This window comes from Brevundimonas sp. UBA7664 (assembly GCF_002483305.1).
Taxonomy (GTDB): domain Bacteria; phylum Pseudomonadota; class Alphaproteobacteria; order Caulobacterales; family Caulobacteraceae; genus Brevundimonas.
In genome coordinates this window covers 15,675-36,844 of record NZ_DLHQ01000064.1, presented here as the reverse complement: position 1 = coordinate 36,844, position 21,170 = coordinate 15,675, and the positions used below count along the sequence as shown (strand labels likewise).

General features: G+C 67.7%; 24 protein-coding genes. 15 read left to right on the top strand and 9 right to left on the bottom strand.

Translation table 11 applies throughout. The features are described from left to right. Positions 1 to 24 precede the first annotated feature (24 nt). The 8 genes from B2742_RS15035 to B2742_RS15000 all read left to right on the top strand — a co-directional run bounded on the left by B2742_RS15035 (position 25) and on the right by B2742_RS15000 (position 8,029). On the top strand, positions 25 to 927 hold the full coding sequence (locus B2742_RS15035; protein WP_292067891.1) for a cation diffusion facilitator family transporter: 903 nt from the start codon (positions 25 to 27) through the stop codon (positions 925 to 927). Then, complete coding sequence (locus B2742_RS15030) at positions 924 to 1,832, top strand: cation diffusion facilitator family transporter (protein ID WP_292067889.1); 909 nt, start codon at positions 924 to 926, stop codon at positions 1,830 to 1,832. The genes B2742_RS15035 and B2742_RS15030 overlap by 4 nt, the downstream gene beginning before the upstream one ends. Then, the gene (locus B2742_RS15025) at positions 1,792 to 2,088 is read left to right on the top strand and encodes a hypothetical protein (RefSeq protein WP_292067886.1); all 297 of its coding nucleotides are present in this window, start codon (positions 1,792 to 1,794) and stop codon (positions 2,086 to 2,088) included. Before B2742_RS15030 ends, B2742_RS15025 begins: the two co-directional genes overlap by 41 nt. Further along, positions 2,085 to 4,175 carry a heavy metal translocating P-type ATPase gene (locus B2742_RS15020; RefSeq protein WP_292067883.1) on the top strand — a complete coding sequence of 697 codons (2,091 nt, stop codon included), beginning with the start codon at positions 2,085 to 2,087 and terminating at the stop codon, positions 4,173 to 4,175. Before B2742_RS15025 ends, B2742_RS15020 begins: the two co-directional genes overlap by 4 nt. Then, positions 4,172 to 4,615, top strand: coding sequence for a CopM family metallochaperone (gene copM / locus B2742_RS15015; RefSeq protein WP_349681137.1), 444 nt, complete (start codon positions 4,172 to 4,174; stop codon positions 4,613 to 4,615). The genes B2742_RS15020 and copM overlap by 4 nt, the downstream gene beginning before the upstream one ends. A 233-nt stretch (positions 4,616 to 4,848) precedes the next feature. Continuing rightward, entirely contained in the window at positions 4,849 to 6,171 is a 1,323-nt protein-coding gene (locus B2742_RS15010; RefSeq protein ID WP_292067880.1) for a peptidoglycan DD-metalloendopeptidase family protein, read from the top strand. Positions 6,172 to 6,741: 570 nt separating this feature from the next. After that, on the top strand, positions 6,742 to 7,392 hold the full coding sequence (locus tag B2742_RS15005; RefSeq protein WP_292067878.1) for a DsbA family protein: 651 nt from the start codon (positions 6,742 to 6,744) through the stop codon (positions 7,390 to 7,392). A gap of 4 nt (positions 7,393 to 7,396) precedes the next feature. Then, positions 7,397 to 8,029 (top strand): DsbA family protein, encoded by a 633-nt coding sequence (locus B2742_RS15000; protein WP_292067876.1) that lies wholly within the window; start codon positions 7,397 to 7,399, stop codon positions 8,027 to 8,029. 96 nt (positions 8,030 to 8,125) lie between these two features. Here the strand turns inward: B2742_RS15000 and B2742_RS14995 are convergent, their stop codons facing one another. Then, positions 8,126 to 8,749 (bottom strand): methyltransferase family protein, encoded by a 624-nt coding sequence (locus B2742_RS14995; protein WP_292067874.1) that lies wholly within the window; start codon positions 8,747 to 8,749, stop codon positions 8,126 to 8,128. A 129-nt stretch (positions 8,750 to 8,878) separates the two neighbouring features. On the opposite strand from B2742_RS14995, the gene B2742_RS14990 reads away from it, so the two are divergent. Further along, a complete protein-coding gene (locus B2742_RS14990) occupies positions 8,879 to 10,042 on the top strand; it encodes an acyltransferase family protein (RefSeq protein ID WP_292067872.1) in 1,164 nt (387 codons plus the stop codon). 23 nt (positions 10,043 to 10,065) lie between these two features. Here B2742_RS14990 and B2742_RS14985 read toward each other — a convergent pair whose 3' ends face one another. Then, entirely contained in the window at positions 10,066 to 10,482 is a 417-nt protein-coding gene (locus B2742_RS14985) for a Fur family transcriptional regulator (RefSeq protein WP_292067869.1), read from the bottom strand. Between the two features lie 217 nt (positions 10,483 to 10,699). Here B2742_RS14985 and B2742_RS14980 point away from each other — a divergent pair, with 217 nt between their 5' ends. Next, positions 10,700 to 12,859, top strand: a complete 2,160-nt coding sequence (locus B2742_RS14980) for a heavy metal translocating P-type ATPase (RefSeq protein WP_292067867.1) — start codon at positions 10,700 to 10,702, stop codon at positions 12,857 to 12,859. A gap of 32 nt (positions 12,860 to 12,891) precedes the next feature. Here the strand turns inward: B2742_RS14980 and B2742_RS14975 are convergent, their stop codons facing one another. The 5 genes from B2742_RS14975 to B2742_RS14955 form a co-directional block, all read right to left on the bottom strand. Beyond that, a complete protein-coding gene (locus B2742_RS14975) occupies positions 12,892 to 13,320 on the bottom strand; it encodes a DUF411 domain-containing protein (protein WP_292067865.1) in 429 nt (142 codons plus the stop codon). Positions 13,321 to 13,579: 259 nt separating this feature from the next. Continuing rightward, entirely contained in the window at positions 13,580 to 14,569 is a 990-nt protein-coding gene (locus B2742_RS14970; protein ID WP_292067863.1) for an arsenic resistance protein, read from the bottom strand. Positions 14,570 to 14,622: 53 nt separating this feature from the next. Then, a complete protein-coding gene (locus tag B2742_RS14965; RefSeq protein ID WP_292067861.1) occupies positions 14,623 to 14,907 on the bottom strand; it encodes a hypothetical protein in 285 nt (94 codons plus the stop codon). Continuing rightward, positions 14,904 to 15,296: a hypothetical protein gene (locus tag B2742_RS14960; protein ID WP_292067859.1), complete on the bottom strand. Its 393-nt coding sequence runs from the start codon at positions 15,294 to 15,296 to the stop codon at positions 14,904 to 14,906. Before B2742_RS14960 ends, B2742_RS14965 begins: the two co-directional genes overlap by 4 nt. 2 nt (positions 15,297 to 15,298) lie before the next feature. Then, entirely contained in the window at positions 15,299 to 15,646 is a 348-nt protein-coding gene (locus B2742_RS14955; protein ID WP_292067857.1) for a hypothetical protein, read from the bottom strand. A gap of 98 nt (positions 15,647 to 15,744) precedes the next feature. On the opposite strand from B2742_RS14955, the gene B2742_RS14950 reads away from it, so the two are divergent. Further along, positions 15,745 to 16,191 (top strand): MerR family transcriptional regulator, encoded by a 447-nt coding sequence (locus B2742_RS14950; protein ID WP_292067855.1) that lies wholly within the window; start codon positions 15,745 to 15,747, stop codon positions 16,189 to 16,191. A 245-nt stretch (positions 16,192 to 16,436) separates the two neighbouring features. Here B2742_RS14950 and B2742_RS14945 read toward each other — a convergent pair whose 3' ends face one another. Then, positions 16,437 to 16,595, bottom strand: coding sequence for a hypothetical protein (locus tag B2742_RS14945; RefSeq protein WP_292067853.1), 159 nt, complete (start codon positions 16,593 to 16,595; stop codon positions 16,437 to 16,439). A 785-nt stretch (positions 16,596 to 17,380) separates the two neighbouring features. Continuing rightward, on the bottom strand, positions 17,381 to 18,190 hold the full coding sequence (locus B2742_RS14940) for a universal stress protein (protein ID WP_292067851.1): 810 nt from the start codon (positions 18,188 to 18,190) through the stop codon (positions 17,381 to 17,383). A 1,003-nt stretch (positions 18,191 to 19,193) separates the two neighbouring features. Between B2742_RS14940 and B2742_RS14935 the strand changes: the two genes are divergently transcribed. The 4 genes from B2742_RS14935 (at position 19,194) to B2742_RS14920 (ending at position 20,956) form a co-directional block, all read left to right on the top strand. After that, on the top strand, positions 19,194 to 19,691 hold the full coding sequence (locus B2742_RS14935; RefSeq protein ID WP_292068019.1) for an SRPBCC family protein: 498 nt from the start codon (positions 19,194 to 19,196) through the stop codon (positions 19,689 to 19,691). A 173-nt stretch (positions 19,692 to 19,864) separates the two neighbouring features. Further along, positions 19,865 to 20,197, top strand: coding sequence for a hypothetical protein (locus tag B2742_RS14930; protein ID WP_292067849.1), 333 nt, complete (start codon positions 19,865 to 19,867; stop codon positions 20,195 to 20,197). Between the two features lie 48 nt (positions 20,198 to 20,245). Beyond that, on the top strand, positions 20,246 to 20,392 hold the full coding sequence (locus B2742_RS14925) for a hypothetical protein (RefSeq protein WP_292067848.1): 147 nt from the start codon (positions 20,246 to 20,248) through the stop codon (positions 20,390 to 20,392). A 261-nt stretch (positions 20,393 to 20,653) separates the two neighbouring features. Beyond that, a complete protein-coding gene (locus B2742_RS14920) occupies positions 20,654 to 20,956 on the top strand; it encodes a DUF7662 domain-containing protein (RefSeq protein ID WP_292067846.1) in 303 nt (100 codons plus the stop codon). Positions 20,957 to 21,170 lie beyond the last annotated feature (214 nt).

Sequence of the window (21,170 nt, the reverse complement as noted above, 5' to 3'; positions counted from 1 at the left end):
GCGGAAAACCTGCCTGACGGCCGGTTGATCGCCGCCGTGGCGGTCAACGTCCTTCTCACGGTCGCCCAGATTATAGGTGGGGTGGTCTCGGGCTCGCTGTCCCTCATCGCCGACGCCCTTCACAATCTCAACGACGCCGCGTCCCTCGCGCTCGCTCTGTTTGCACGCAAGATCGGGCGGCGGCCCGCCGACAAGCTGATGACTTTCGGCTACGGCCGGGCCGAGGTTGTCGCCGCCCTGATCAACTTGACGACCTTGATCATCGTCGGCCTGTACCTGGTCTACGAGGCGGTCTCGCGCTTCATCAATCCCCAACCCATCGACGGCTGGATCGTCATCTGGGTGGCCGGAATCGCTCTGGTGATCGATGTCGCGACCGCGGTTCTGGTCCACGCCGGCTCGAAGAACAGCCTGAACATCAAGGCCGCCTTCCTGCACAATGTTTCGGACGCCCTGGCTTCGCTGGGGGTGATCGTCGCCGGGGTGCTGATCCTCTTGTACGATCTCTATGTCGCCGACCTCATCATCACCCTGGTGATCTCCGCCTATGTGCTCTGGCAGGGTTTTTCGCTTTTGCCGAAGACGATCCGCATCCTGATGGGCGCGACGCCCGACGACCTTGAATATGATCGGATCGTGGCGGCTGTCGCCGCCGTTTCCGGCGTCAAAAGTCTCCACCATGTTCACGTCTGGAGTCTGGATGAACACACCCGGTCACTGGAGGCGCACATCGTCCCCGACACGGGATCGATAGCGGCCTTCGAAGAGACCAAGACCCGTATTCGGGCCATGTTGAAAACTGACTTTACGATCGCCCACGCCACGCTTGAACCTTGCACGGGCGGCGCTGACAGCGACCCCGCATCGGTCAGGGCCCACGCCGGGAAAAACCACGATCACAGCCATTCTCATGGAGACGAGGCATGAGCAAAGGTCACGAGCATGGCGCAGGCGCCAGCAGCCGACGGCTGACCTGGGCCCTGGTCCTGACGGGGACGTTTCTGGTCGCCGAGGTCGTGGGCGCGGTGGTGTTCAAGAGCCTCGCCCTGCTCTCGGACGCGGCGCATATGCTCACCGACGTCGCTGCGCTGGCCATCGCGCTTGCCGCTATCAAGATCGGGGAGCGTCCAGCCGACGATCTTCGCACATTCGGATACCGTCGCTTCGAGATCCTCGCCGCTGCCTTCAACGCGGTGCTGCTGTTCCTCGTAGCGGGATACGTCCTCTATGAAGGGGTGCTGCGTCTCTTGAACCCGGAGCCGGTGGGCTCCTTCGGGATGCTGGTGGTGGCGTCGCTCGGCCTGGTGGTGAATCTGATCTCCATGCGCCTGCTGGCCTCAGGCGCGGCGAAAAGCCTGAACATGAAAGGCGCCTATCTGGAGGTCTGGGCCGATATGCTGGGCTCCGTCGGCGTGATTGGGGGAGCCGTCCTGATCATGCTGATGGGCTGGACATGGGTTGACCCTGTCGTGGCGATCGGGATCGGGCTGTGGGTTCTGCCGCGGACCTGGGTCCTGCTGAGAAACACGACGCATATCCTGCTTGAGGGCGTGCCCAAGGGGCTGTCGCTTCCAGCGGTGCGAGCGACCATCGCCGGCGTGCCCGGGGTGGCCGAGGTTCACGACCTCCACCTGTGGGGAACCGGCAGCGACGATGTGAACGGGTCCGTCCACGTGTCGCTGATGGAGGGTCAGGTCTTTGAAACGGTGCGCCTGAGCGTTCTCGAACAGATGAAGGCTGTCCATGGCATCGATCACGCCACAGTGCAGATCGAAGAAGGAGGGGCCAAGGATGCCCGAGGAACGGGCGATGCCGCAAAAGGACATCGCTGATCGCCAGCGCAGGATCCTCATCGTGAGTTCTCTCCGGAAGCACGGCGGCGTCGATGTGCGCGCTGCCGCGACGTTCGGCTCTTCCCGCCGCCGCCGACAGGGCCGATCCTGTCGCGGCCGCGCGTGCCCGCTGTTTGCACCGGTCGCGGCGAGCGTGAATTTCGACGTCCGCGCAGCGGCCATCGCAGTCGGGGACGGGGTGGAAATCCTGCGAGACGGTGCTCGCACCGAAGACAATGAGGAGCTGGTCCAATGATCCCGTCAGGTACAGACCATCAAGCCGGCGACGGCCACGACCATTCGAGCGAGAAGGCGGGCGCCGATCCCCATGCGCATGGCGGCGTTTTCGGGCCGAACACCGAGGTGATCTTCGCCCTGGCGAGCGGCGGAGCGCTGGCGCTGGGTTTCGGACTGGAGAAGCTCGCTTCCGGCCTCCCGCCCTGGCTGCCTCTCGCGCTCTATGTGCTTGCCTACGGCTTCGGCGGCTTTTTCACGCTCCGCGAGGCCTTGGAAAACCTGCGCAACAAGCGCTTCGAGATCGACACGCTGATGCTTGTGGCCGCCGCCGGCGCGGCGGCGCTCGGAGCATGGGCGGAGGGCGCGCTGCTCCTCTTCCTGTTCAGCATCGGCCACGCCCTTGAGAACTACGCCATGGGTCGCGCAAAACGCGCGATCGAGGCCCTGGCCGACCTCGCGCCCCGCACGGCCCATGTACGCCGCGGCGACAAGGTTGTGGAACTGCCGGTCGAGGCGCTCGATGTCGGCGACACGGTCGTCGTCCGGCCAAACGAAAGGCTGCCGGCGGACGGGTTCGTCGTGGTCGGGGCGACAAGCATCAACCAGGCCCCGGTCACCGGCGAAAGCATGCCGGTCGACAAGCAGCCGGTCCCCGACGCCGCTGCGGCCCGGGCGCGACCCGCCCAGATCGGCTCTGCCTCCATCGTCTTCGCCGGCACCATCAATGGAGCAGGTTCGATCGAAATCGAGACGACGCGCAAGTCCACCGACACGACCCTGGCAAAGGTCGTTCGCATGGTCAGCGAGGCGGAGACCCAGAAATCCCCGACCCAGCGGTTCACCGACCGCTTCGAACGCATCTTCGTCCCCCTGGTCCTCGGCCTCGCCTTCGTCCTGCTCTTCGCCTGGGTCGTGGTCGACGAGCCGTTCCGCGACAGTTTCTACCGGGCCATGGCGGTTCTGGTGGCGGCCAGCCCGTGCGCCCTCGCCATCGCCACGCCCAGCGCCGTCCTCTCCGGCGTTGCGCGGGCGGCCCGGGCGGGCGTCCTGATCAAGGGCGGCGCGCCGCTTGAGAACCTCGGCTCGCTCAACGCCATCGCCTTCGACAAGACCGGCACCCTGACGGAAGGGCGACCCCGCATTACGGACATCGTGCCCTCGGGCGGCGCAAGCGAAACAGATGTGCTGATGACCGCCGTCGCCGTGGAACGGCTGAGCGACCATCCCCTGGCGGAAGCCATCGTGCGCGACGGCGTGGAGCGTCTCAAGGGCGCGGCGATCCCTGCGGCGTCGGAGTTGAAGAGCCTGACCGGGAAGGGGGTCACGGCTCGGCTCGAGCGCGCGACGATCCTCATAGGCAAGCCCGAGATGTTCGGCGTCGACGGCGTTGCTCCCCTCGGCAAGGAGGCGGAGGCGGCCGTGACGCGGCTCCGGCTGGAGGGCCGCACGTTGATGGTCGTGCGCCGGGGCGAACGCGACCTTGGCGTGATCGGCCTGCTGGACACGCCGAGAGCGGCGGCGCGCACCACGCTCGAGGCCCTGCGCGCCCTGGGCGTGTCGCGGATGATCATGATCTCCGGAGACCACCAGAAGGCGGCCCAGGCGATCGCCAGCCAGGTCGGCCTGTCCGAAGCCTGGGGCGACCTCATGCCTGAGGACAAGGTAGAGGCCATCAAACGACTGCGCGCCGAGGGCAAGATCGCCATGGTCGGGGACGGCGTGAACGACGCGCCCGCCATGGCCACCGCAACCGTGGGCATCGCCATGGGCGCGGCCGGTTCCGATGTCGCCCTGGAGACCGCCGACGTCGCCCTGATGTCTGACGATCTGGCGCAGTTGCCGTTCGCTGTGGGTCTGAGCCGCAGGACTCGCGGCATCATTCTGCAGAACCTCGTCGTCAGCCTTGGGGTGGTGGCCTTCCTCGTGCCCGCCACCATCTTCGGACTTGGCATCGGACCCGCCGTGGCGATGCACGAGGGCTCGACCCTTCTGGTCGTGTTCAATGCCCTCAGGCTCCTCGGCTACCGCAACCCGACCCGCCGCGCCGGCTCCCTGGACCGCGTGGCCGCCGCCCCAGATCCAGAGCCGAAGGGAAAAACGTCATGAAGCGGATCGGCTGGGTTTCCGTCATCGCAATCTTCCTCGCGCTGTCGGCCTTCGCCTTTGGCATGTTGTCGGGACGGTCGCGGACTGCGTCAGAGGCGGCGCCCCCGTCATCGGCCCGGGATGTCGCTGCTCATCCGCCCCAGGGCGCGACGCCGGGGGAGGCTCCCTCGACGCAGGCCTATCGGGAAGCGAGCGACCGGATGCACCAGGGCATGGCCATCGCCTATACGGGCGACGCCGACGTTGATTTCCTTCGCGGCATGATCGCACACCATGAAGGCGCCGTAGCCATGGCGAAAATCGCCGTCGAGCACGGCGAGGCCGCGGACGTGCAAAGCCTCGCCCGCGAAATCATCGCCGCCCAGGAAGCCGAGATCATCCGGATGAGGATCTTGCTCGCGCGCCACGAGGACGCCACGCAAACGGACGTCAGGTCCTGACGCCTGTGGCCGGCAAACGGTCCAGGTCCGCCGCCGAGGGCGCATGGTGCGACGATGTGGCCCCCGGCCCTGCACCCGCAAGTGCTTGAATGACAAGCGGTCCGGGGCAATATTGTTTGGGGTTGGCTCAGTCAGGCCGCGATGACGTTGCGCTGATCGCGCGCGCTGCGCCTCGGAGCCCCGGCCCTGCAAGTTTCCGGACGCGTCGCCGCGTCGCCGCCGCCCTGGAATCCATGTCTCAATTCGATCCCCGCACTCGGCCAGCGCGCTTCGCGCCGTACGTCCTGACCGCCGCGGCGGCGATGACCGTGGCGCTGTTGGCGGGACGGGTCCAGCCGCCGGTGACGGCCGAGGCCGCGGTCACGCTGTCGCCTGCACAGGCAAGGGTTCTCGAGGCCAAGGCCTTGGCGAGCGCGGGTGCGCCGGCCGGACTGACGATTCCGGAATCGGTTCCCGTGGAGATCCGCAAGGGTGAGACGTTCGAACAGGCGGTGCAGCGCACAGGGATCGGGGCGGGAGAAACGCGAACGCTGATCGACACCCTTGGGCGCGCTCTGGACGTGCGCGACCTCCGGCCCGGTCAACGCTTCGAGACGGCCATCTCGCGGCATCGCACCCCGCGCGGCGATCGCCACCTCATCGGTCTGACGCTTCGAACCGGCCCGGTGAGCCAATTGACGGTCTCGCGGACCTTCGACGGGGCGCTGCGCCTTCGGTCGCTCGAGGAAACCGTCATGCGGGAGACGCGGGTCGCCAGGGGCGAGGTCGAGGGATCCCTGGCGTCGTCCCTTCGCGCGACGGGCGCCAGTGCTCAGGTTTCTCGCGCCGTCGCCGAACTGATCGGGACCCCCGGTGGCGTGAAGGCCGGAGACCGCTTCGCCCTGGCGTTCGACCGGACGGTGACGGATGGCGGGCGCACGATCGAGACGGGCGAGCTGCTGTATGTAGCGATGAAGGGCCGGGCCCTCTATCGGTTCAAGCCCGCGGGCGCGCGCGAGGCGGGCTATTTCGACGCCGCCGGCATGAATGTGCGAACCGATGTCATGCGCGCGCCGCTGGACAGGATGCGGGTCAGTTCCGCCTTCGGACCGCGGCGCCATCCGATCTCGGGCATCGGCAAGAGACATGAAGGCACCGATCTGGCCGCTGGCATGGGAACGCCCGTGCGCGCCCCCGCCGACGGTGTCGTGGTCGAGGCGCGGCGCTGGGGTGGTTACGGCAACTGGGTTCGCATCCGGCATCCCAGCGGCCTGGAGTCGGGCTATGCGCACCTGTCCCGTTTCGCGCCCGGCCTGCGCGCGGGTCAGAGGGTGCGCCAGGGCCAGGTGGTCGCCTACGTGGGCTCGACAGGCGCATCGACGGGGCCGCATCTACACTATGAAGTCTGGAAACGGGGCCAGCGGGTGGACCCGGCAGGCGTCACCTCGAATCGTCGTCCCGGTCTGGCCGCCTCCGACCTCGCCGCCTTCCGCGTCGAAAAAGCCCGGATCGACCGCATCCTCGCCGCCGGCGGCGAGCGCCGTCCGACCGCGTCGTCCGGTCGCGCCGCCACATGACCCCGGCCGCGCGCCAGACCGTTGGACCGGGCAGGCGAGGCGGCCGAAAGGGCGTAACATTCCGCGCGACGAGAGCGTATGGATGCGGGATGAGCGCTTATCGCCGCCTGGTCCTGGCCGGCGCCGTCCTCCTGGCGGTGTTCGCGGTGCTGTTCGCGTCCGGTGCGGCTACCGCCAGGGAGACCGCCTCGGCCTGTGATCGGATCGGCGCGCGCGCGGAGGTGTCCGCTCCTGTCGCGCCGGCACCGGAAGCCGCTGAGCCGCATTGCCTCCGATCCTGCGTCATCCATTGCCAGACCCTCCCGCCGGCGGGGCCCGACCCTTTGATCCCCGCCAGACCGAACGAGACGCGCTACGGCCTGGTCGATGACGCCCCCCTGGCGTCCCGAACCGACGCCGAAGACCCGCCGCCCCGTCTCTGACCCGCGGACAATGGACGCTCGCTCCCGAGGGCGGCGTCTTTCGCACCCGGACGCCCCTGCCGCGGCAGGTTCGCGGCGTCGGGCCAGGTTCCCATCATCGGGTCGTGCCGGATCCCCGGCCCTGACCCTGTCCGTGAGGAGACAAACAATGCTCAAGCTGAAAGCCGTCCTGTCGTCGGGCCTCAGCCGGCGCGCGCTCGGCCTGACCGCGGCCGGGGCCGCCCTGACCCTGCCCCTTTCCCTGTCCGCCTGCGGCGGTTCCGCCGGGATCACGCCTGCGCAAGGCGACATGGCCCTCGGCGCCGCCGAGGGCGCCAAGGTCACCGTGGTCGAATATGCCTCGGTGACCTGCGGTCACTGCGCCGCCTGGCAGAAGGAGGTCTGGCCTCGGTTCAAGGCGAAATACGTCGACACCAACAAGGTCCGGTACGTCTTCCGCGAATTCCCGACCGCGCCCCAGGCGGTCGCCGTCGCGGGGTTCCTGATCGCGCGATGCGCCGGCGAGGGGCAGTATTTCGACGTGATCGACGAGGTCATGGCCAGTCAGACGGAATGGCAGGCCGGCACGCCTCCCAGTCAAAGTCTTCAGCGGATCGCCACCTCCGCCGGGCTTGACCAGCAGCAGTTCAAGGCCTGCATCAGCGACCCCGAGGCCATCGCCGCCATGGAGCAGCGCATCAAGGCCGGGCTCGACGCGGGCGTGACCGGCACGCCGACCTTCTTCGTCAATGGCGACAAGATCGCCGATTCATCGCTGGAGGCGCTGTCCGCCGCCATCGACCCCCTGCTGGAGGGCTGAGCCCATGACCATTCGTCCCATTCTGATCGCGTTTGGCCTCCTGATGTTCACCGCGCCGGCGGCATGGGCGCAAGCCGCGCCCGAACAGGCGCGGGCGGCGCTTGCGGTCGTCCAGACCCAGGACCGCGTTCTCGGCCGGTCCGACGCGCCGGTCACGGTGATCGAATACGCCTCTTTCACCTGCCCGCACTGCGCCGCTTGGCACCAGACCGTGCTCCCGGCCCTGAAAGCCCGCTTCATCGACACCGGCCAGGTGAGGCTGGTGTTCCGCGATCTGCCGACGTCGCCCGAGGGACTCTCCGTCCCCGCGGCGGCCATGGCGCGCTGCGCGGTCCCGGAGGCCTATTTCGACGTGGCCCAGGCGCTGATGGACGGTCAGCCGGCCTTGCGCGCCGGCGGCGACCCCAACGTCTGGCTGAGTCAGGGCGCGGCGAAAGCCGGGCGGCCGGCGGCCGAGTTGCAAACCTGCATGAACGACGCCGCCACCCAGTCTGCATTGAACGCCGGCGTCGAGGCGGCGGTGGCGGGCGGCGTCACCGGGACCCCGATGTTTCTCGTCAACGGCCGGCTTGCCGAAGACAGCAGCCTCGAGGGCCTCTCCAACATGATCTCCGGCCTCCTGCCCGCCGCGCGATAGGCGTCAGGCGGACCGCCGCTGCTCCCAACCGCCGTCCGCGTCCTGCGGCCGGCGGGCGCGCTTCGTGGCGGGCCGGCAAGAAAGGAGGGGCCCCGATCAGGGCAGGCGGATCAGGGCCGCGACCCAGCCTGCGGTCTGGGCGTATTCCACCGATTCAAAGACCGGGACGGCCAGCAGGAAGACCAGACCGTCGCGAAGCGTGGTCAGGAAGAAGCCGGGCCGCACTTCCAGGACATCCGGATCGCGCCACCGGGAGACGTTCGGCCAGAAGCGGGGCGTGCGGGCTGCATAGGCCGCGTAGATCTCACCAAAGGTCGCGCGAAGCCAGCGCTCCTCCCGGCTCACGGTCGACCGGAACACGATCACCGCGATCAGCAGACAGGCGCAAGCCAGGGCAATGGAGCCTGTGCGCGCGCCAATGCCGAACGCCCCCATGAAGCTGAACATGTAAAGCGGGTTGCGGCTGATCGAATAAGGTCCGCGATCGACGATCTCCGCCTTCTTGCGGCCGCCGATATAGAGGGAGCACCAGGCCCGGCCGACGATGCAGACGGTGATCGCGGCCAGACCGAAATCCTCAAGATATTCGTGAAAAGGCGTGTGGCCGCCGATGGTCCGGCTCACCCCTGCGACTCCGACGGCGACGACGATTCCGATCAGCAAGACCCCCTTGCGGATTCGCTGCACGCGGAAAAGGTCGGGCGCGACGGTCTGATGCATGGGCGTCCTCCGGGGGAAGCGGATTGTGGAAAGTCAGAACCTAAAAGGCAACGCTTCTCACGGCCGGACCTGGACGTGGGCGTCGGCTCCGGTAACGTTTTCTTGCCCGAACGCGGGATAGGTTTTGGCATGAGCCGCGCGCCGACCGCTTCGACCGGCCCGACGCCGCCGCGGATCGCTCGCGGCGGCTGGCTCGACGCATTGCGGTTCATCGTCGGGGCGATGATCATCCTGTATCATTTCCGCGAGGCCGCGCCGGTGCCCCTGGGGCAGCTGCATCCGGTGTTCGACCGGGGCTATCTGCTCACCGACTTTTTCATTCTCGATTCCGGCTACGTCCTGGCCCGCATCTACGGAGACCGGCTCGCGGCCGGGAAGGCGTCCATTCGGGCCTATTCACGCCAGCGTCTCCTGCGCGTCGTTCCCGCTCATCTGATGGTCATCCTCGTCCTCGTGGCGATCGTCGGCGGCGCGGCGCTCGCGGGCGTCGCGCCCAGCAATCCGCAGTGGTTCGACTGGTCGCAACTGCCCGCTCAGGTGCTGCTGGTTCAGGCCTATGGCGTGCCCGGCGGGCAGGGCTGGAACGCGCCGACCTGGACCTTGTCGGCTCTCATCGGCTGCTACCTGCTGCTGCCCTGGATCTGCCGCGGTCTGTGGCGGCTGACGCCCCTGACGGCGCTGCTAGGCGCGATCGGTCTGCTGGTGGTCGGCAATCAGGCCGCCATCCTGTGGCTGGGCGACCCCCTTTACCGGCTGCCACTGTGGTTCGGCATACTGCGCGCCCTGCCGCTCTTCTTGCTGGGCGTCGCGGCGGCGTTTTATGGATCCCGCGTCTATGTCTCGCCGCGCACGGCCGGGGTGATCGGGGCCGCCGCCGCCTTCGTCCTGGCCGGCCTCCAGGCGTTCGGCCCCTTCAGCCTGGTGTCCCTGGGGCTGATGACGGTGATCATCTGGGCGGCGGGGGCCGTGCCGGTGCGGAGGCCCTCGCGCCTCGTCGAGCACCTTGCGCTGATGTCCTTCGCCATGTTCCTCACCAATGAGGTGAGCCGCATCGTCTGGTTCGGCCTTCTGGAGGCGGTCGGTCAGGACGGCGCGTCGTCCGGCGTCCGCTGGACGTTGTGGGCGGTCGGCTTCCTCGGCGCCTTCGTTGCGGCGGCCGTGTTCCGCTACGGCTTCGACCGGCCCGTTCAGACCTGGCTCAACCCCTCCGGCTTGTTTCGGCTCAACAGGGAGTCGGACGCTCTTTCCGGCGCGGCCGCCGGGGCCGCTGTCCCGGTGGAAGGCCCCCGTTGAGGCTGCCCGGAGCGGCGGACTGATCAGGCTTGGCCGGGTTCCGGCGGACGGCATGCCGCGCAGAGTCCCTGAGCTTCCAGCGTGACCCGCTCGACCGCATATCCCGTGGCCGCGGCGGCCGCGTTCAGAGACGCCATCGGGGGCAAGGCGATCTGGCGGCAGGCGCCGCAACACTCGCAGAGAAGGAAGGTCGCGGGCGGGGCGAGGCCATCGGGATCGCACGACACATAGGATTTGATCGTGGAAAGGCGATGGACGAGGCCCTTCGTCTCCAGGAACTGCAAAGCCCGATAGACCGTCGCCGGCTTGGCGACGCGAAGGTCCGGGTGAAATCTCGCCACGAGGTCATAGGCCTTCACGGGTCCGGCGGCCGAGACCAGCAGCTCCAGCACCCGGCGTCTGGGCTCCGTCAGCCGCTCTCCCGCAGCAGCCAGGCGCACGGCGACGGCCTCCAGCGCGCGTTCGACCTGCGGGGCCGTCCAGGGTTCAGCGTTCCTGTCATGGGGACAAGGCGATGTCATCAGACCTCGGTCCGGCCCCCCCCGGATCCAGGGGACCCGTGGCTTTCCGCTGGTGGTCATGACCCGATCATTTTCGCTTGCATCTCCAGTCACTGTAGGAGGTAGCCATGGGTGTCCACGACCACAAGGAGCAGCCATGACCGCGGAAACCCTCGAAAGCCGATACCGGGTCAGCGGCATGGACTGCGCCGGCTGCGGCCGCAAGATCGACACGGCCCTCCGCAGGCTGCCGGGGGTCGAGGATGTCTCGGTGGCGGTCCAGACGGGCGCGCTGAGGGTTCGGCATGGGGGCGGTCTCACCGACGAGGCGGTCCTGCAGCAGCTCCGGAACCTCGGCTATGACGGGGAGGCCGTCAGGCACACGGCAGGGTCCGTCCAGGCGCCGGCCGATCCAGCTCCGGGGGTGGCCAGGGACGGCGGCGGGCCGTGGTGGTGGACCGGGAAGGCGCGTCTGACGGCGTTCTGCGGCCTGGCGCTGCTCGCCGCCTACGGGCTGGGAACCCTGTTTCCCTCGATCGAACGGTACGCCTTTCTGGCGGCCCTGGCCGTGGGACTGGTCCCGGTGGCGTCGCGCGCGCTTTCGGCGGCGCGCCATGGCACCCCCTTTTCCATCGAAATGCTAATGACCATCGCCGCCGTGGGCACCGTCTTCATCGGGGCGGAGGAGGAGGCCGCCGCCGTCGTCCTGCTGTTCCTCATCGGCGAGATGCTGGAGGGGGTGGCGGCCGGACGCGCGCGTCAGAGCATCCAGGGCCTCGCCGCCCTCGTGCCCAAGACCGCCTTCGTCGAAATCGAGGGGGTGACCCGCGAAATCCCAGCCGAGGCCGTGGAGGTGGGCGCGATCATCCTGGTCCGGCCGGGCGACCGGGTTCCGGCGGACGGCGAGATCGTCGAGGGCGCGGGGGACCTCGACGAGGCCCCCGTGACGGGCGAGAGCGTGCCGAAGCGCAAGGTGGTCGGGGATCCCGTGTTCGCCGGCACCATCAACGGCGGCAGCGTCCTGCGGGTTCGCGTGACGGCCTCGGCCTCGGACAACACCATCGCGCGGGTCGTGCGGCTGGTCGAGGAGGCGCAGGAGTCCAGGTCGCCGACCGAACGCTTTATCGACCGCTTCTCCAAGGTTTATACGCCCGGCGTGCTCGTGTTCGGGGCCCTGGTCGCGACAGCGCCGCCACTGCTGCTCGGCGGCGCGTGGAGCGAATGGATCTACAAGGGCCTCGCCGTGCTTCTGATCGGCTGTCCCTGCGCCCTCGTCATCTCCACCCCCGCCGCCATCGCCGCCGGCCTGTCGGCGGGCGCCCGGCGCGGTCTGCTCATGAAGGGCGGGGCCGTGCTGGAAACGCTCGGCAAGATCACGGCGATCGCATTCGACAAGACCGGAACCCTGACGGCCGGCAAGCCCGTCGTCACCGATGTCGTCGCCGGAACGCGGACCGCTTCGGCCCTGCTGACGCTGGCGGCCGCCTTGGAGACGGGATCGAGCCATCCGCTCGCCCTCGCCATCTTGGCGCGTGCCGACGCGGACGCGATCGTGGCGCCGCCGGCTTCAGCCACCCACGCCATTGCGGGGGAGGGCGTCGAAGGCGAGGTCGGCGGCGAACGCATATTCCTCGGCTCGCCGCAGGCCGCGGCCCGCCGTGCGCCGATCTCGCCGGCCCAGGACGCGGCCATCGCCGCCCTGAACGCCGAGGGCAAGACGGTCTCCGTCCTGGTCGCCGCGGGCGAGGTGGCCGGGTTCCTCGCCATGCGCGACGAGGCGCGGCCCGACGCGGTCCAGGGTCTGGCCGACCTGAAAGCGCGGGGCGTCCGCACCATCATGCTGACCGGCGACAATCGCCGCACGGCGGAGGCGGTCGCCGCGGGACTCGGCATCGAGCCCCGGGCCGAGCTGCTGCCGCAGGACAAGCTGGTCATCGTCGAGGCCCTGCAGGCCGAGGGTCTGGTGGTCGCCAAGGTCGGCGACGGCATCAACGACGCCCCGGCCCTGGCCCAGGCCGATGTCGGCATCGCCATGGGCGGAGGAACGGACGTGGCCCTGGAGACGGCGGACGCCGCGGTTCTGCACGGCCGCGTGCGGGACATCCCCGACATGATCGCCTTGTCGCAGGGCGTGATGGGCAATATCCGCCAGAACATCACCATCGCCCTGGGGCTGAAGGCCGTCTTCCTGGTCACCACCGTGATCGGCGTGACCGGCCTGTGGCCCGCCATCCTCGCCGACACCGGGGCCACGGTTCTGGTCACCGCCAACGCCATGCGGCTGCTGCGCTGGACGCCGCGTCATCCGCCTTCATGACCATGTCCGCGCCGGGTCGGCGGCCCCCCTCATCAGGCGCCGTTGTGGCGGCCAAACACGCGGGTGGAGCCGTCGTTGAGGATCAGGACGGTCGTATAGGGTTCGCGCCCGGCGGCCTCCATGCCCGGCGATCCCGCCGGCATGCCCGGCGCGCTCAACGCCCGGGCGGCCGGGCGCTCGCTGAGCAGCCGGTCGACGTCGCCGGCCGGAACATGGCCCTCGATGGCGTAGGCGCCGACCACCGCCGTGTGACAGGAGGCGAGCCGGTCAGGAATCCCGTGCTGGGCCCGGATTGGCGCGAGGTCCTCGCGCTCGACGACCTCGACGGTCCAGCCGGCCTGGCGCATGTGGGCGATCCATCCGCCGCAGCAGCCGCACCAGGGGGTCTTGTAGGCGGTCATCCGCTTCGGCGGCGCGGCGAGGGCCAGGGTGGGAAGGGCCAAGCCGGGAAGGGCGAGCATCAGGGCTCGGCGGGACGGGGATGGGCGGGTTTGAATCATTTCGGACGCTCGTTCGTTGAGGCGCGATGAGTTCGTGGATTGCGGCTGAAAGTTCACGGTTACGCTTTTCCACTCTAGGCCTGTCGATTGTCCGGGGCGAGGGCCTTGGACGACACTGCTTGACCGCCATCTGTGTCGATTGATGGCCGCGAGCCCACGGCCAGATAAGGTGTCGACACTCCCGATTTGGGGGGTCCGCGTCGTTGGTCGTCTGCGACTGTCAGCGTTGGCCCTTCGCGTTGATCGGAACCGAACCGCCTAACCGGGGGATGACCCGGATGTAGGCGAGCTCAGCGAGAAGCTCGATCAGAGTCTGGGTGACGATGATGGCCGGGACCAGCGGGATGGCGCCGGGCACGACCAGGGCCAGCGGCAGAACCACGAGCGAGTTGCGGGTTCCGGCGCTGAAGGCCACGGCGCGGCCGCCCTCGGACGTCAGACGCGCGAGCCGCGAGAGGGTCCATCCGACGAGCGGCGCCAGTACGGCGAAGGTGACATAGACCGGCACGACGCTCAGGGTTCTGTCGAGCGTCTGCCCGAGTTGCGGCACGACAGCGGCGACGACAATGAACAGCACCAGGGCCGTCGCTGGCACCGGGGCCAGACCGAGGCCGGACGACACCTGCTCGCCCGTTTTGCTGCGGGCGGCCCAGGTCTGGACCAGCGCCGCCAGAGCGAACGGGACGGCGATCAGCCAGACGAAGGCGTGGATGAACGGGCCCGGCTGAACATAGGCCGCCGCCTCGGGGCCGAGGAACAGGCGCAAATAGATTGGAAGCAGCGCCATCTGCGCGATCAGCAGGACCGGCGTCGAGGCGAGCAGCAACCGGGCGTCCGCCCTCCCCAGATGGGCGAAGGTCACGACATAGTCGATGCAGGGGCAGAGCAGCACCATGAGCACCCCGAGCCGGATCAGGGGATCGGCTGGCAGGAACTGGACCAGGCCCAGGACCAGCAGGGGCACGGCGATGAAGTTCACCGCCAGCAAGGCGCCCATGAACCGCAGTTCCCGAAGCGCCCGGCCGAGCGCCGCGACCGGCACCTGCAGGAAGGTGACGAACAGCATCAGGGCCAGCGCCGGATTGATCGCTCCTTCCAGCACCGCCGTGCCCGGGATGAGGAGGCCGACGACGGCCGCGACGAGCACGGCGGCGAAGTAGATCCAGACCTGTCGTGCTTCGAGGCCGTCGCGAAGTTCAGACGTGCTCATCCCAGGTCCCGGCCGTGCGGCGCTCCGAGGGGGGTCGCCGACATCCGAACGTCTCAGGCCTTTTCCTTGCAGCCGCAAGCGCCGTCCACGCTGCAGGACGGCGCCGGGCGCTTCGGCCGCATCAACACCAGGGCGGCGCCCAGAACGATCAGCATCAGCGCCCCGCAGGCGATCGCGTCCCAGTTCTGGCTCAGGGCGACGCCGGCGGCGGCCAGGGTCGCCCCGCCCATCACCAGCGCCGCGATCGGCACGGCGCAGCAGACCGCGCAGGCGCCCGCCAGTCCGAGAACGACCCAGAGCGGTCTGATCGTCTTCTTCGGCGTCGTTTCGAGGGTCATCGCAGCATCGCCATCAGATCGGGTTCGATCCGGGGCCAGACGAGCGCCAGGGCGAGCATGAGGGTCGAGACGGTCATCATGATCACGGTCGAGCGCGCCAGCGGATGACCGCGGCGGAACGTCCGCCACGCCAGCCAGCCCCAGGCGGACAGAACGATCATAAAGGCGAGGCCGCTGATCCACATATGGGCGCCCGCGAACCAGGCCAGGACCGCGCCGGACGCGCCGAGGGCCAGCACCGGGAAGGCCAGCGGCACGACACAGCAGGCGGCGCAGCCGAGCAGCGCCCCCGAGGTCGCGACGATGGAGCCGACGCCGACCGCCTTCTGGTTCGGGTCGCCCTTGGCGGGCTCGGCGTTCAACGGCGCGCCGGGGTTCAGGGAGGTCATGATCAGCAGCATCCACAGGTTTGGGCCGGGATCGACGGACCCGAGGCGATAAAGTCTTCGAACAGGGTGTCGGCGGCGAGGCGTGCGTCTTCCGGCGCGGTGACGACGAGACGGACCGACTTGGGCCGCGGCTCGATCTCAAAGGTCAGGAAGGCGCAGCAGGCGGCTTCCTGGCGGACGAGGGTTTCGACATCGGCGAGCGCGCCGGCCTCATAGTCGACGGACAGCGTCAGGTCGTCCCGGCGATGGCTCTGAAGGCTGCGCTGGTTGAGATCGGAGATCCACCGCATCCGGGCCTGATAGTCGCCGGCCCCGAGGGTGCAGGCGATCGGAACGTCCTTCGACAGCATGTCTCAGTCTCCTGCGCGGGCGGTTAGGTCGTTCCCGTTGGACGCCTTGTAGGACTTCAAGTAACTTTAGCTTCAAGCCCTATTTTCCGGATGACGACATGGACCGTGCTCTCTCGATCGGAGCTCTCGCCAAGCGCAGCGGGACCAACCCGCCGACGATCCGCTATTACGAAGAGATCGGTCTGGTGCGCCGCGCCGAGCGCCGCGACGGCGGGCATCGCACCTATGCCGACGCGGACTTGAAACGCCTGACCTTCATCCGCCGCTGCCGCGAGCTGGGCTTTCCCATCGATCAGGTGCGCAGCCTGGTCGATCTGCTGGAGAACGGCGACCGCTCCTGCCTCGACGCCCGCGATCTGGCGCGGCGGAACCTGGAGGACGTCCAGACCAAGCTCTCCGAACTGAAGGCGCTGGAAGCCGATCTGGCCAAGCTGGTGAATGACTGCGACGCCGCCTGTGTCGGCGGCCCGGGGCCTGACTGCGTGATCCTGGAGGATCTCACCCAAACCCGCGCGCGCTCCCGCTGCGGGCCCAAGGCCGCCTGAAGGGCACCCCGGGCATAAGCTGAGGTTCCCCTCCGCGTGTTACGCCATCTCGGTTGCTCATGATCTTGCTAAGCGCCCACTTCATAAACCGCAGCGGTGTGCTCAGAGGTACGCAAAATGACCCGCTTGATGACCGGGGGTGGCCAAACCCGGGCAAGGTCAAACGCAGCAACCGCGTATCGAGACCAGTCGCCCAAGCGTCCAGCTTGCACGCGGGGGCTCGTTCCCGGTAAGGCGGCGCGCCCTCAGGGGCGATCTCGAGGGTTCGCCGCCGCGCGGACGTCGTCGGGCAGCCGCGCGTCCCTCACATAGAAGCCGCAACCGGCCAGGTCTCGCGCGACCCGCGCGATCTTGGTTCCGCGACGCTTGGCGGCGTTCGTTTTGATTTCCACCGCCTCGATCATGACAGTCTTCGCCCTCAGAGCGGGGAAGCAACGCCTTGCGGGCGGGCGCGGCAGCTCAAAAACACTCTATCGAACGTGGGTCGGGCCTCTGGTCAGGCAACCATGCCCGCGCCTACGTATTGCGCCGGAAAGACGCAGGTCAGGCAGCAGTCGATTTCCAGGGGAATGGTCATGGGCGACGAGATTCGCGATACGCCGGTTGGAGGCGAAACCCGGGCGCCCGATGCGGTGAGCCCTCCCGTCGAATCCGACCCCGGCGACGCCTCCGTGCCCCCTGAGGGGCCGAGGCTTCATATGACGGGCAGGGGGCTCAGCCCGGCGGAGTATCAGGCTCAGCATGGCTCCCACGATCACCAGGCTGACTTCACCCACGGTCCTGGACAGGGATCCAGGCAGGCAGCAGACCACAACGAAAAGGGTTCGCCCGGGCAGGGGCGGGCAGGTCGAGAGCGGCATGGAAGCCGTCATAGGTCTTGATCAGCCTCAGTCGACGAAGCGGGGACTGCCTTTTCGAAGGTGTGTCTGCGACCGCAACGGCCGGCCTTCAGTCGAGGCGGTTCGCGCAGTCGGGTTCTCAAGGATCACACTTCTTCCGGATGTCGTTTCCAACTGTGAGTTTCGGAGCCTCAGCGGCGCGTGTTTGTCTTCGGTGTTCGCGACAGGCTTCGCTCGAGATGGCGCGGCGAATATCAGGCCGCATCCCCCCGGAGCCGACTGGAACAGGCCTAGGCGATGGAGGCGCACGAAGTCGCGAGCGTCGATATCACCGTTTCGATACGACCCGATCAATGAGCCATGAACCAGGATGTCTCGGTGTTTTTCAGCATCTCGCGCGTCATTCCGCCCAGCACGCGCGTCGCAAAGGGACCACGGCTATAAACGCCGGCGACAATCAGGCTTGCGCCCTCGCGCTGTGCCTGGGTGAGCAGATCGCCGCATATATCTCCTTCAGACCGCGGTACATGCAGATGACCGGTCGTGGTCACCTCATGACGACGCAAATGTTCGTCCACCGCTTCAAGGCGGTCGATGGACACCTCATCTCCAATCCCGACGATCGTCACACGATCAGCACGCTTGAGAATGGGCAGTGCATCATGCAAGGCCCGGCGAGCTTGCGAACAGTCCTTCCATGCCACCACGACGCTGGGGAAGCGGCATGTCGTCAGGTTCCGGCCAAGACGAAGAACGGGCGTTCCTGACCGCAAGGCAAGCTCAGCCGCATCCGGAGAGACACAGGTTTTTTCCTGAGACGCGCTGGTGATGAACAGATCTGCGGAGAGTAGATGGTCAAGCAGCGCCGCGGTCGGCTCGACAATGGCGGAGCACCACTCGACCTCGGCCGGTTTCGCCGCAAACACGCTGTCGAAAGCCCTGCGCGTGGCGTCCAGAGCGTCTTCCATCGCCCGTGTTTGCTCCTGGACGGAGAGCGCGTTCCCCGCCAAAACGTCGCCCACAATGGACGTCCGCGGCCAGGCGTAGGAAACGACGGTCAGATTCGCTCCGAACTCGATAGCCATTTGGCGCGAGAGTTCCAGCGTCCGCTGTATGTCGCTCTTTGGGCACGCATCAACAACGATATCGCGAAAGCTCATGATATAAAGTCCTCTTCCTGCAGTTTTCCGAGAGCTTGGCGACAAGGCCACACTATCACACCCAATCAATGATTTGCCGTCCTTAATATACGGGTCAATGCGCGGAATCGGTATGCCGTGTGAAAATGACTGAAAACTCAAACCTCTTGGGCCTATGATCTAAGCAGGATCGTTCGAAAACTCAGGAAGGGTATACTGTCATCTGAAGACGTTTTCGCCAGGCGGCAGGCGTTTTCACGCGGATCTGGCTGCTCGGCGTTCCGAACCTGGCTCATCAGAATCTAGAATAGGCGCCTTCTCATGCGTCTGCGTTGATCTCGATCAACTCAGACGCGGCCTCGATCTGTGAACGCGCTGCGGGATGGCCCCACCGGGCTTGTGGCAGATCGGCGGCCGGCGGACTGCGCAACTCAAAAACACGAGATCGGACCTTGGCCGGGCCTCTGGTCAGGCAATCATGCCTTCGGCTGCGTATCACGCCGGAAAGACGCAAGTCACGCAGCCGTCAATTCAAGGGAGTGGTCATCGGCGACGAGATTAGCGATACGCTGGCGCTTGCACGGGAAACCCCCGCATCCGATGCGGCGAGCACTCGCGTCGAACGCGACCCCGACGCGGGCGCGCTCCCTGAGGGGCAGAAGCTCCACAGGACGGGCGGGCCCCAGCCCGGCGGAGTATCAGGTTCAGCCTGGCTCGCACGATCATCAGGCTGACTTCTCCCACGGTCCTGGACGCGGACCTCGGCACGGGGCGTCGACAACGAAGAGGGACAGACCGGGCAAACGAGCCCACGCTCAAAGCTGTGAAGCCGCATTCTGACGTCCTGATTCGGCCCGCTGCAACAGCGCCGGCGTAGCGATCCTGGCCGTCTTCTTCCAGGCCGGGTCGGCGCCTGACGCCGTGGGTGCGAGTGCGACTGCGAGAACCGGGCGGGGCCATTCAACTGACGGCGCGACTGGCCTAAGGATGGGTCTCCGATGAGGTCGGGCAGGATTTGCGACGGATGGACGTTCAACACGACATCGAAATCAAGGCGTCCCCGCAAGATGTCTGGGCGATCCTCAGCGACATCCCAGGATATCCGCGGTGGAACCGCTCCATGCAACTGACCCTGGACGAGGAAGGGCGGGATTTCGTCACCTTGGGCGTCGCCGCCGCCACCCGGGCGGGAACGCCGCATCAATGGCGGCTGGCGGGAAAACTGCGTCCGTTCCGCGAGCCTGAGCAGGTCGCATGGTGGCTGGGCGTCGGCGGCGTCCTCGGCCTCGACATGGCGATCGACCTCGAGCCACAGGGTCCGAACACCCGGGTTCGGTTCAGCTTGCGGATCAAGGGACTCGCAGCTCCCTTCGCCCGGGGGCGTCTCGCTCGGCTGGTGGCGGATCCGATGGCGGGAACGCTGCGCGATCTGAAACGCGCGGCCGAGAGCGGCAAAGTTCACTCGCGTCCGCATGCCCCCGCCAGGTCGAGGATCAACAAGCCGCGGCGCCGCTTCCGATGATCCGCCGGAGAGGATGCCGATCCCCGGATTTCTGTCAGTATCTCCGGCGGTGCGGTTTCGGCCGGAAATATGATCTCCGGCCCGCGAGGCATGGCGTCGCGCGCAGAGATGATGGCTGGCGTGCGCTCGGCGACGGTTGTAACCTTTGGGCTGCGCTGGACGATTTGCACGCCATGACCGGACGTCGAACAATCGCAGCCTGGGCGCCGGCCATTTTGTCCGTGTTCGCCCTGCTGTTCGCGTCGAGCCCCGTCATGGCCTGGCAGACGCCGGCCGCGCCCATGGCGATGGCCATGGCGCCCGCCGACGACACCGGCTCGGACAGCCCCTGCGATCCCGTGAAAATGACCTGCGCCCGACTGTGCGCCGTGCTCTGCCACGGGCTCGTTCCGACGCCGGCCGCGATCCCGGCCGTGACGCCCGCCGCCGGCCCGCGTCCCTGGTCGCCGGTCGATCCCCTCGCCGGGGTCGATCCGGAAGCGGAGGACCCGCCCCCTCGAGCCTGATCTCCACCGACCATCCTTTCTCAGAAAACCGATCCATGGAGATCAACAATGAAACGTGCCTTTTCGCTTGCGGCCCTCGGGCTGCTGACCTCGGCCTCGGCTGCCTTCGCGGCTGCGCCCGACTCGGTGGTCAAGGCCGCCGCCTCCTGCTGCGAGCTTCTCGCGGCCTGCTGCAACGGCGGACCCTGCTGCTGATCCGCTGAAGGGGGACGCCCGCGCGAAAGCGCGGGCGTCTGCCGGCCGCGGACTAAGGGTTCGTTGTTTTCGAGCCGTCACCCTGGCGCGTCGTGACAGAGCCTCGCCCGCATTCTCGAGCTGGAAACTCCCGGCCCGCGCTCCGCCGTGTTCCTCGACCCGCGGCTGATCCGGATGTCCCGGCGTTCGGACGACCCGTCCGTCTCCGATCGGATTTTGCGTTGGGCTTGACCTGTCACGTCGCGGGAGGAAAACACGCCGATGGCCAAATACGACCCCCTTGCATCCTTCCTTCGACGCCAGAAGCGGATTGAAGTGGATCTAACCTTCCGGGACATCGAACGGATCGTGGGCGGCATTCTGCCGAAAGCCGCGGTTGTGAACGGATGGTGGCGAGCGGATCCGTCCAGACCCCTAATGCCTCAACACGTCGCGTTCGCGAAGGCGGGGTTCGTCGCCGAACCAAGAATCCAGGCCGAAACCGTCCGCTTTGTCCGGGTGGCGGCCGCCGCACCGTCCCCCGATGAGCGGGCGCATGCTGACGTACGAGAGCCGGGGAAGTGACGCCGGTTCGCCGCCGGCGAGAAACTCACCGGGGGCGGACCAGACCCGGGCGATCAGTTGTGGTCAGCTGGAGCCTGAGGCGCGGGCGTGCCCGACGGAGCCGGGGTTGGCGGAGCGGGTTCGGCCGGGGCCGGGTCGGTCTTCATCTCGTCGCACCAGCTTACGGCTGCGCCGCAGCCATGTCCCTGCAGCACTCGCAGCCTTCGGCGGCCAG

Coding starts and splice junctions, on each gene's coding strand:
- B2742_RS14965 (WP_292067861.1), bottom strand. CDS start 14,907: ATGACCCTCGAAACGACGCCGAAGAAGACGATCAGACCGCTCTGGGTC.
- B2742_RS15010 (WP_292067880.1), top strand. CDS start 4,849: ATGTCTCAATTCGATCCCCGCACTCGGCCAGCGCGCTTCGCGCCGTAC.
- B2742_RS15000 (WP_292067876.1), top strand. CDS start 7,397: ATGACCATTCGTCCCATTCTGATCGCGTTTGGCCTCCTGATGTTCACC.
- B2742_RS15025 (WP_292067886.1), top strand. CDS start 1,792: ATGCCCGAGGAACGGGCGATGCCGCAAAAGGACATCGCTGATCGCCAG.
- copM (WP_349681137.1), top strand. CDS start 4,172: ATGAAGCGGATCGGCTGGGTTTCCGTCATCGCAATCTTCCTCGCGCTG.
- B2742_RS14945 (WP_292067853.1), bottom strand. CDS start 16,595: ATGATCGAGGCGGTGGAAATCAAAACGAACGCCGCCAAGCGTCGCGGA.
- B2742_RS14925 (WP_292067848.1), top strand. CDS start 20,246: ATGAAACGTGCCTTTTCGCTTGCGGCCCTCGGGCTGCTGACCTCGGCC.
- B2742_RS14970 (WP_292067863.1), bottom strand. CDS start 14,569: ATGAGCACGTCTGAACTTCGCGACGGCCTCGAAGCACGACAGGTCTGG.
- B2742_RS15020 (WP_292067883.1), top strand. CDS start 2,085: ATGATCCCGTCAGGTACAGACCATCAAGCCGGCGACGGCCACGACCAT.
- B2742_RS14950 (WP_292067855.1), top strand. CDS start 15,745: ATGGACCGTGCTCTCTCGATCGGAGCTCTCGCCAAGCGCAGCGGGACC.
- B2742_RS15030 (WP_292067889.1), top strand. CDS start 924: ATGAGCAAAGGTCACGAGCATGGCGCAGGCGCCAGCAGCCGACGGCTG.
- B2742_RS14990 (WP_292067872.1), top strand. CDS start 8,879: ATGAGCCGCGCGCCGACCGCTTCGACCGGCCCGACGCCGCCGCGGATC.
- B2742_RS14955 (WP_292067857.1), bottom strand. CDS start 15,646: ATGCTGTCGAAGGACGTTCCGATCGCCTGCACCCTCGGGGCCGGCGAC.
- B2742_RS14980 (WP_292067867.1), top strand. CDS start 10,700: ATGACCGCGGAAACCCTCGAAAGCCGATACCGGGTCAGCGGCATGGAC.
- B2742_RS14920 (WP_292067846.1), top strand. CDS start 20,654: ATGGCCAAATACGACCCCCTTGCATCCTTCCTTCGACGCCAGAAGCGG.
- B2742_RS14940 (WP_292067851.1), bottom strand. CDS start 18,190: ATGAGCTTTCGCGATATCGTTGTTGATGCGTGCCCAAAGAGCGACATA.
- B2742_RS14975 (WP_292067865.1), bottom strand. CDS start 13,320: ATGCTCGCCCTTCCCGGCTTGGCCCTTCCCACCCTGGCCCTCGCCGCG.
- B2742_RS15005 (WP_292067878.1), top strand. CDS start 6,742: ATGCTCAAGCTGAAAGCCGTCCTGTCGTCGGGCCTCAGCCGGCGCGCG.
- B2742_RS14935 (WP_292068019.1), top strand. CDS start 19,194: ATGGACGTTCAACACGACATCGAAATCAAGGCGTCCCCGCAAGATGTC.
- B2742_RS14930 (WP_292067849.1), top strand. CDS start 19,865: ATGACCGGACGTCGAACAATCGCAGCCTGGGCGCCGGCCATTTTGTCC.
- B2742_RS14995 (WP_292067874.1), bottom strand. CDS start 8,749: ATGCATCAGACCGTCGCGCCCGACCTTTTCCGCGTGCAGCGAATCCGC.
- B2742_RS14960 (WP_292067859.1), bottom strand. CDS start 15,296: ATGACCTCCCTGAACCCCGGCGCGCCGTTGAACGCCGAGCCCGCCAAG.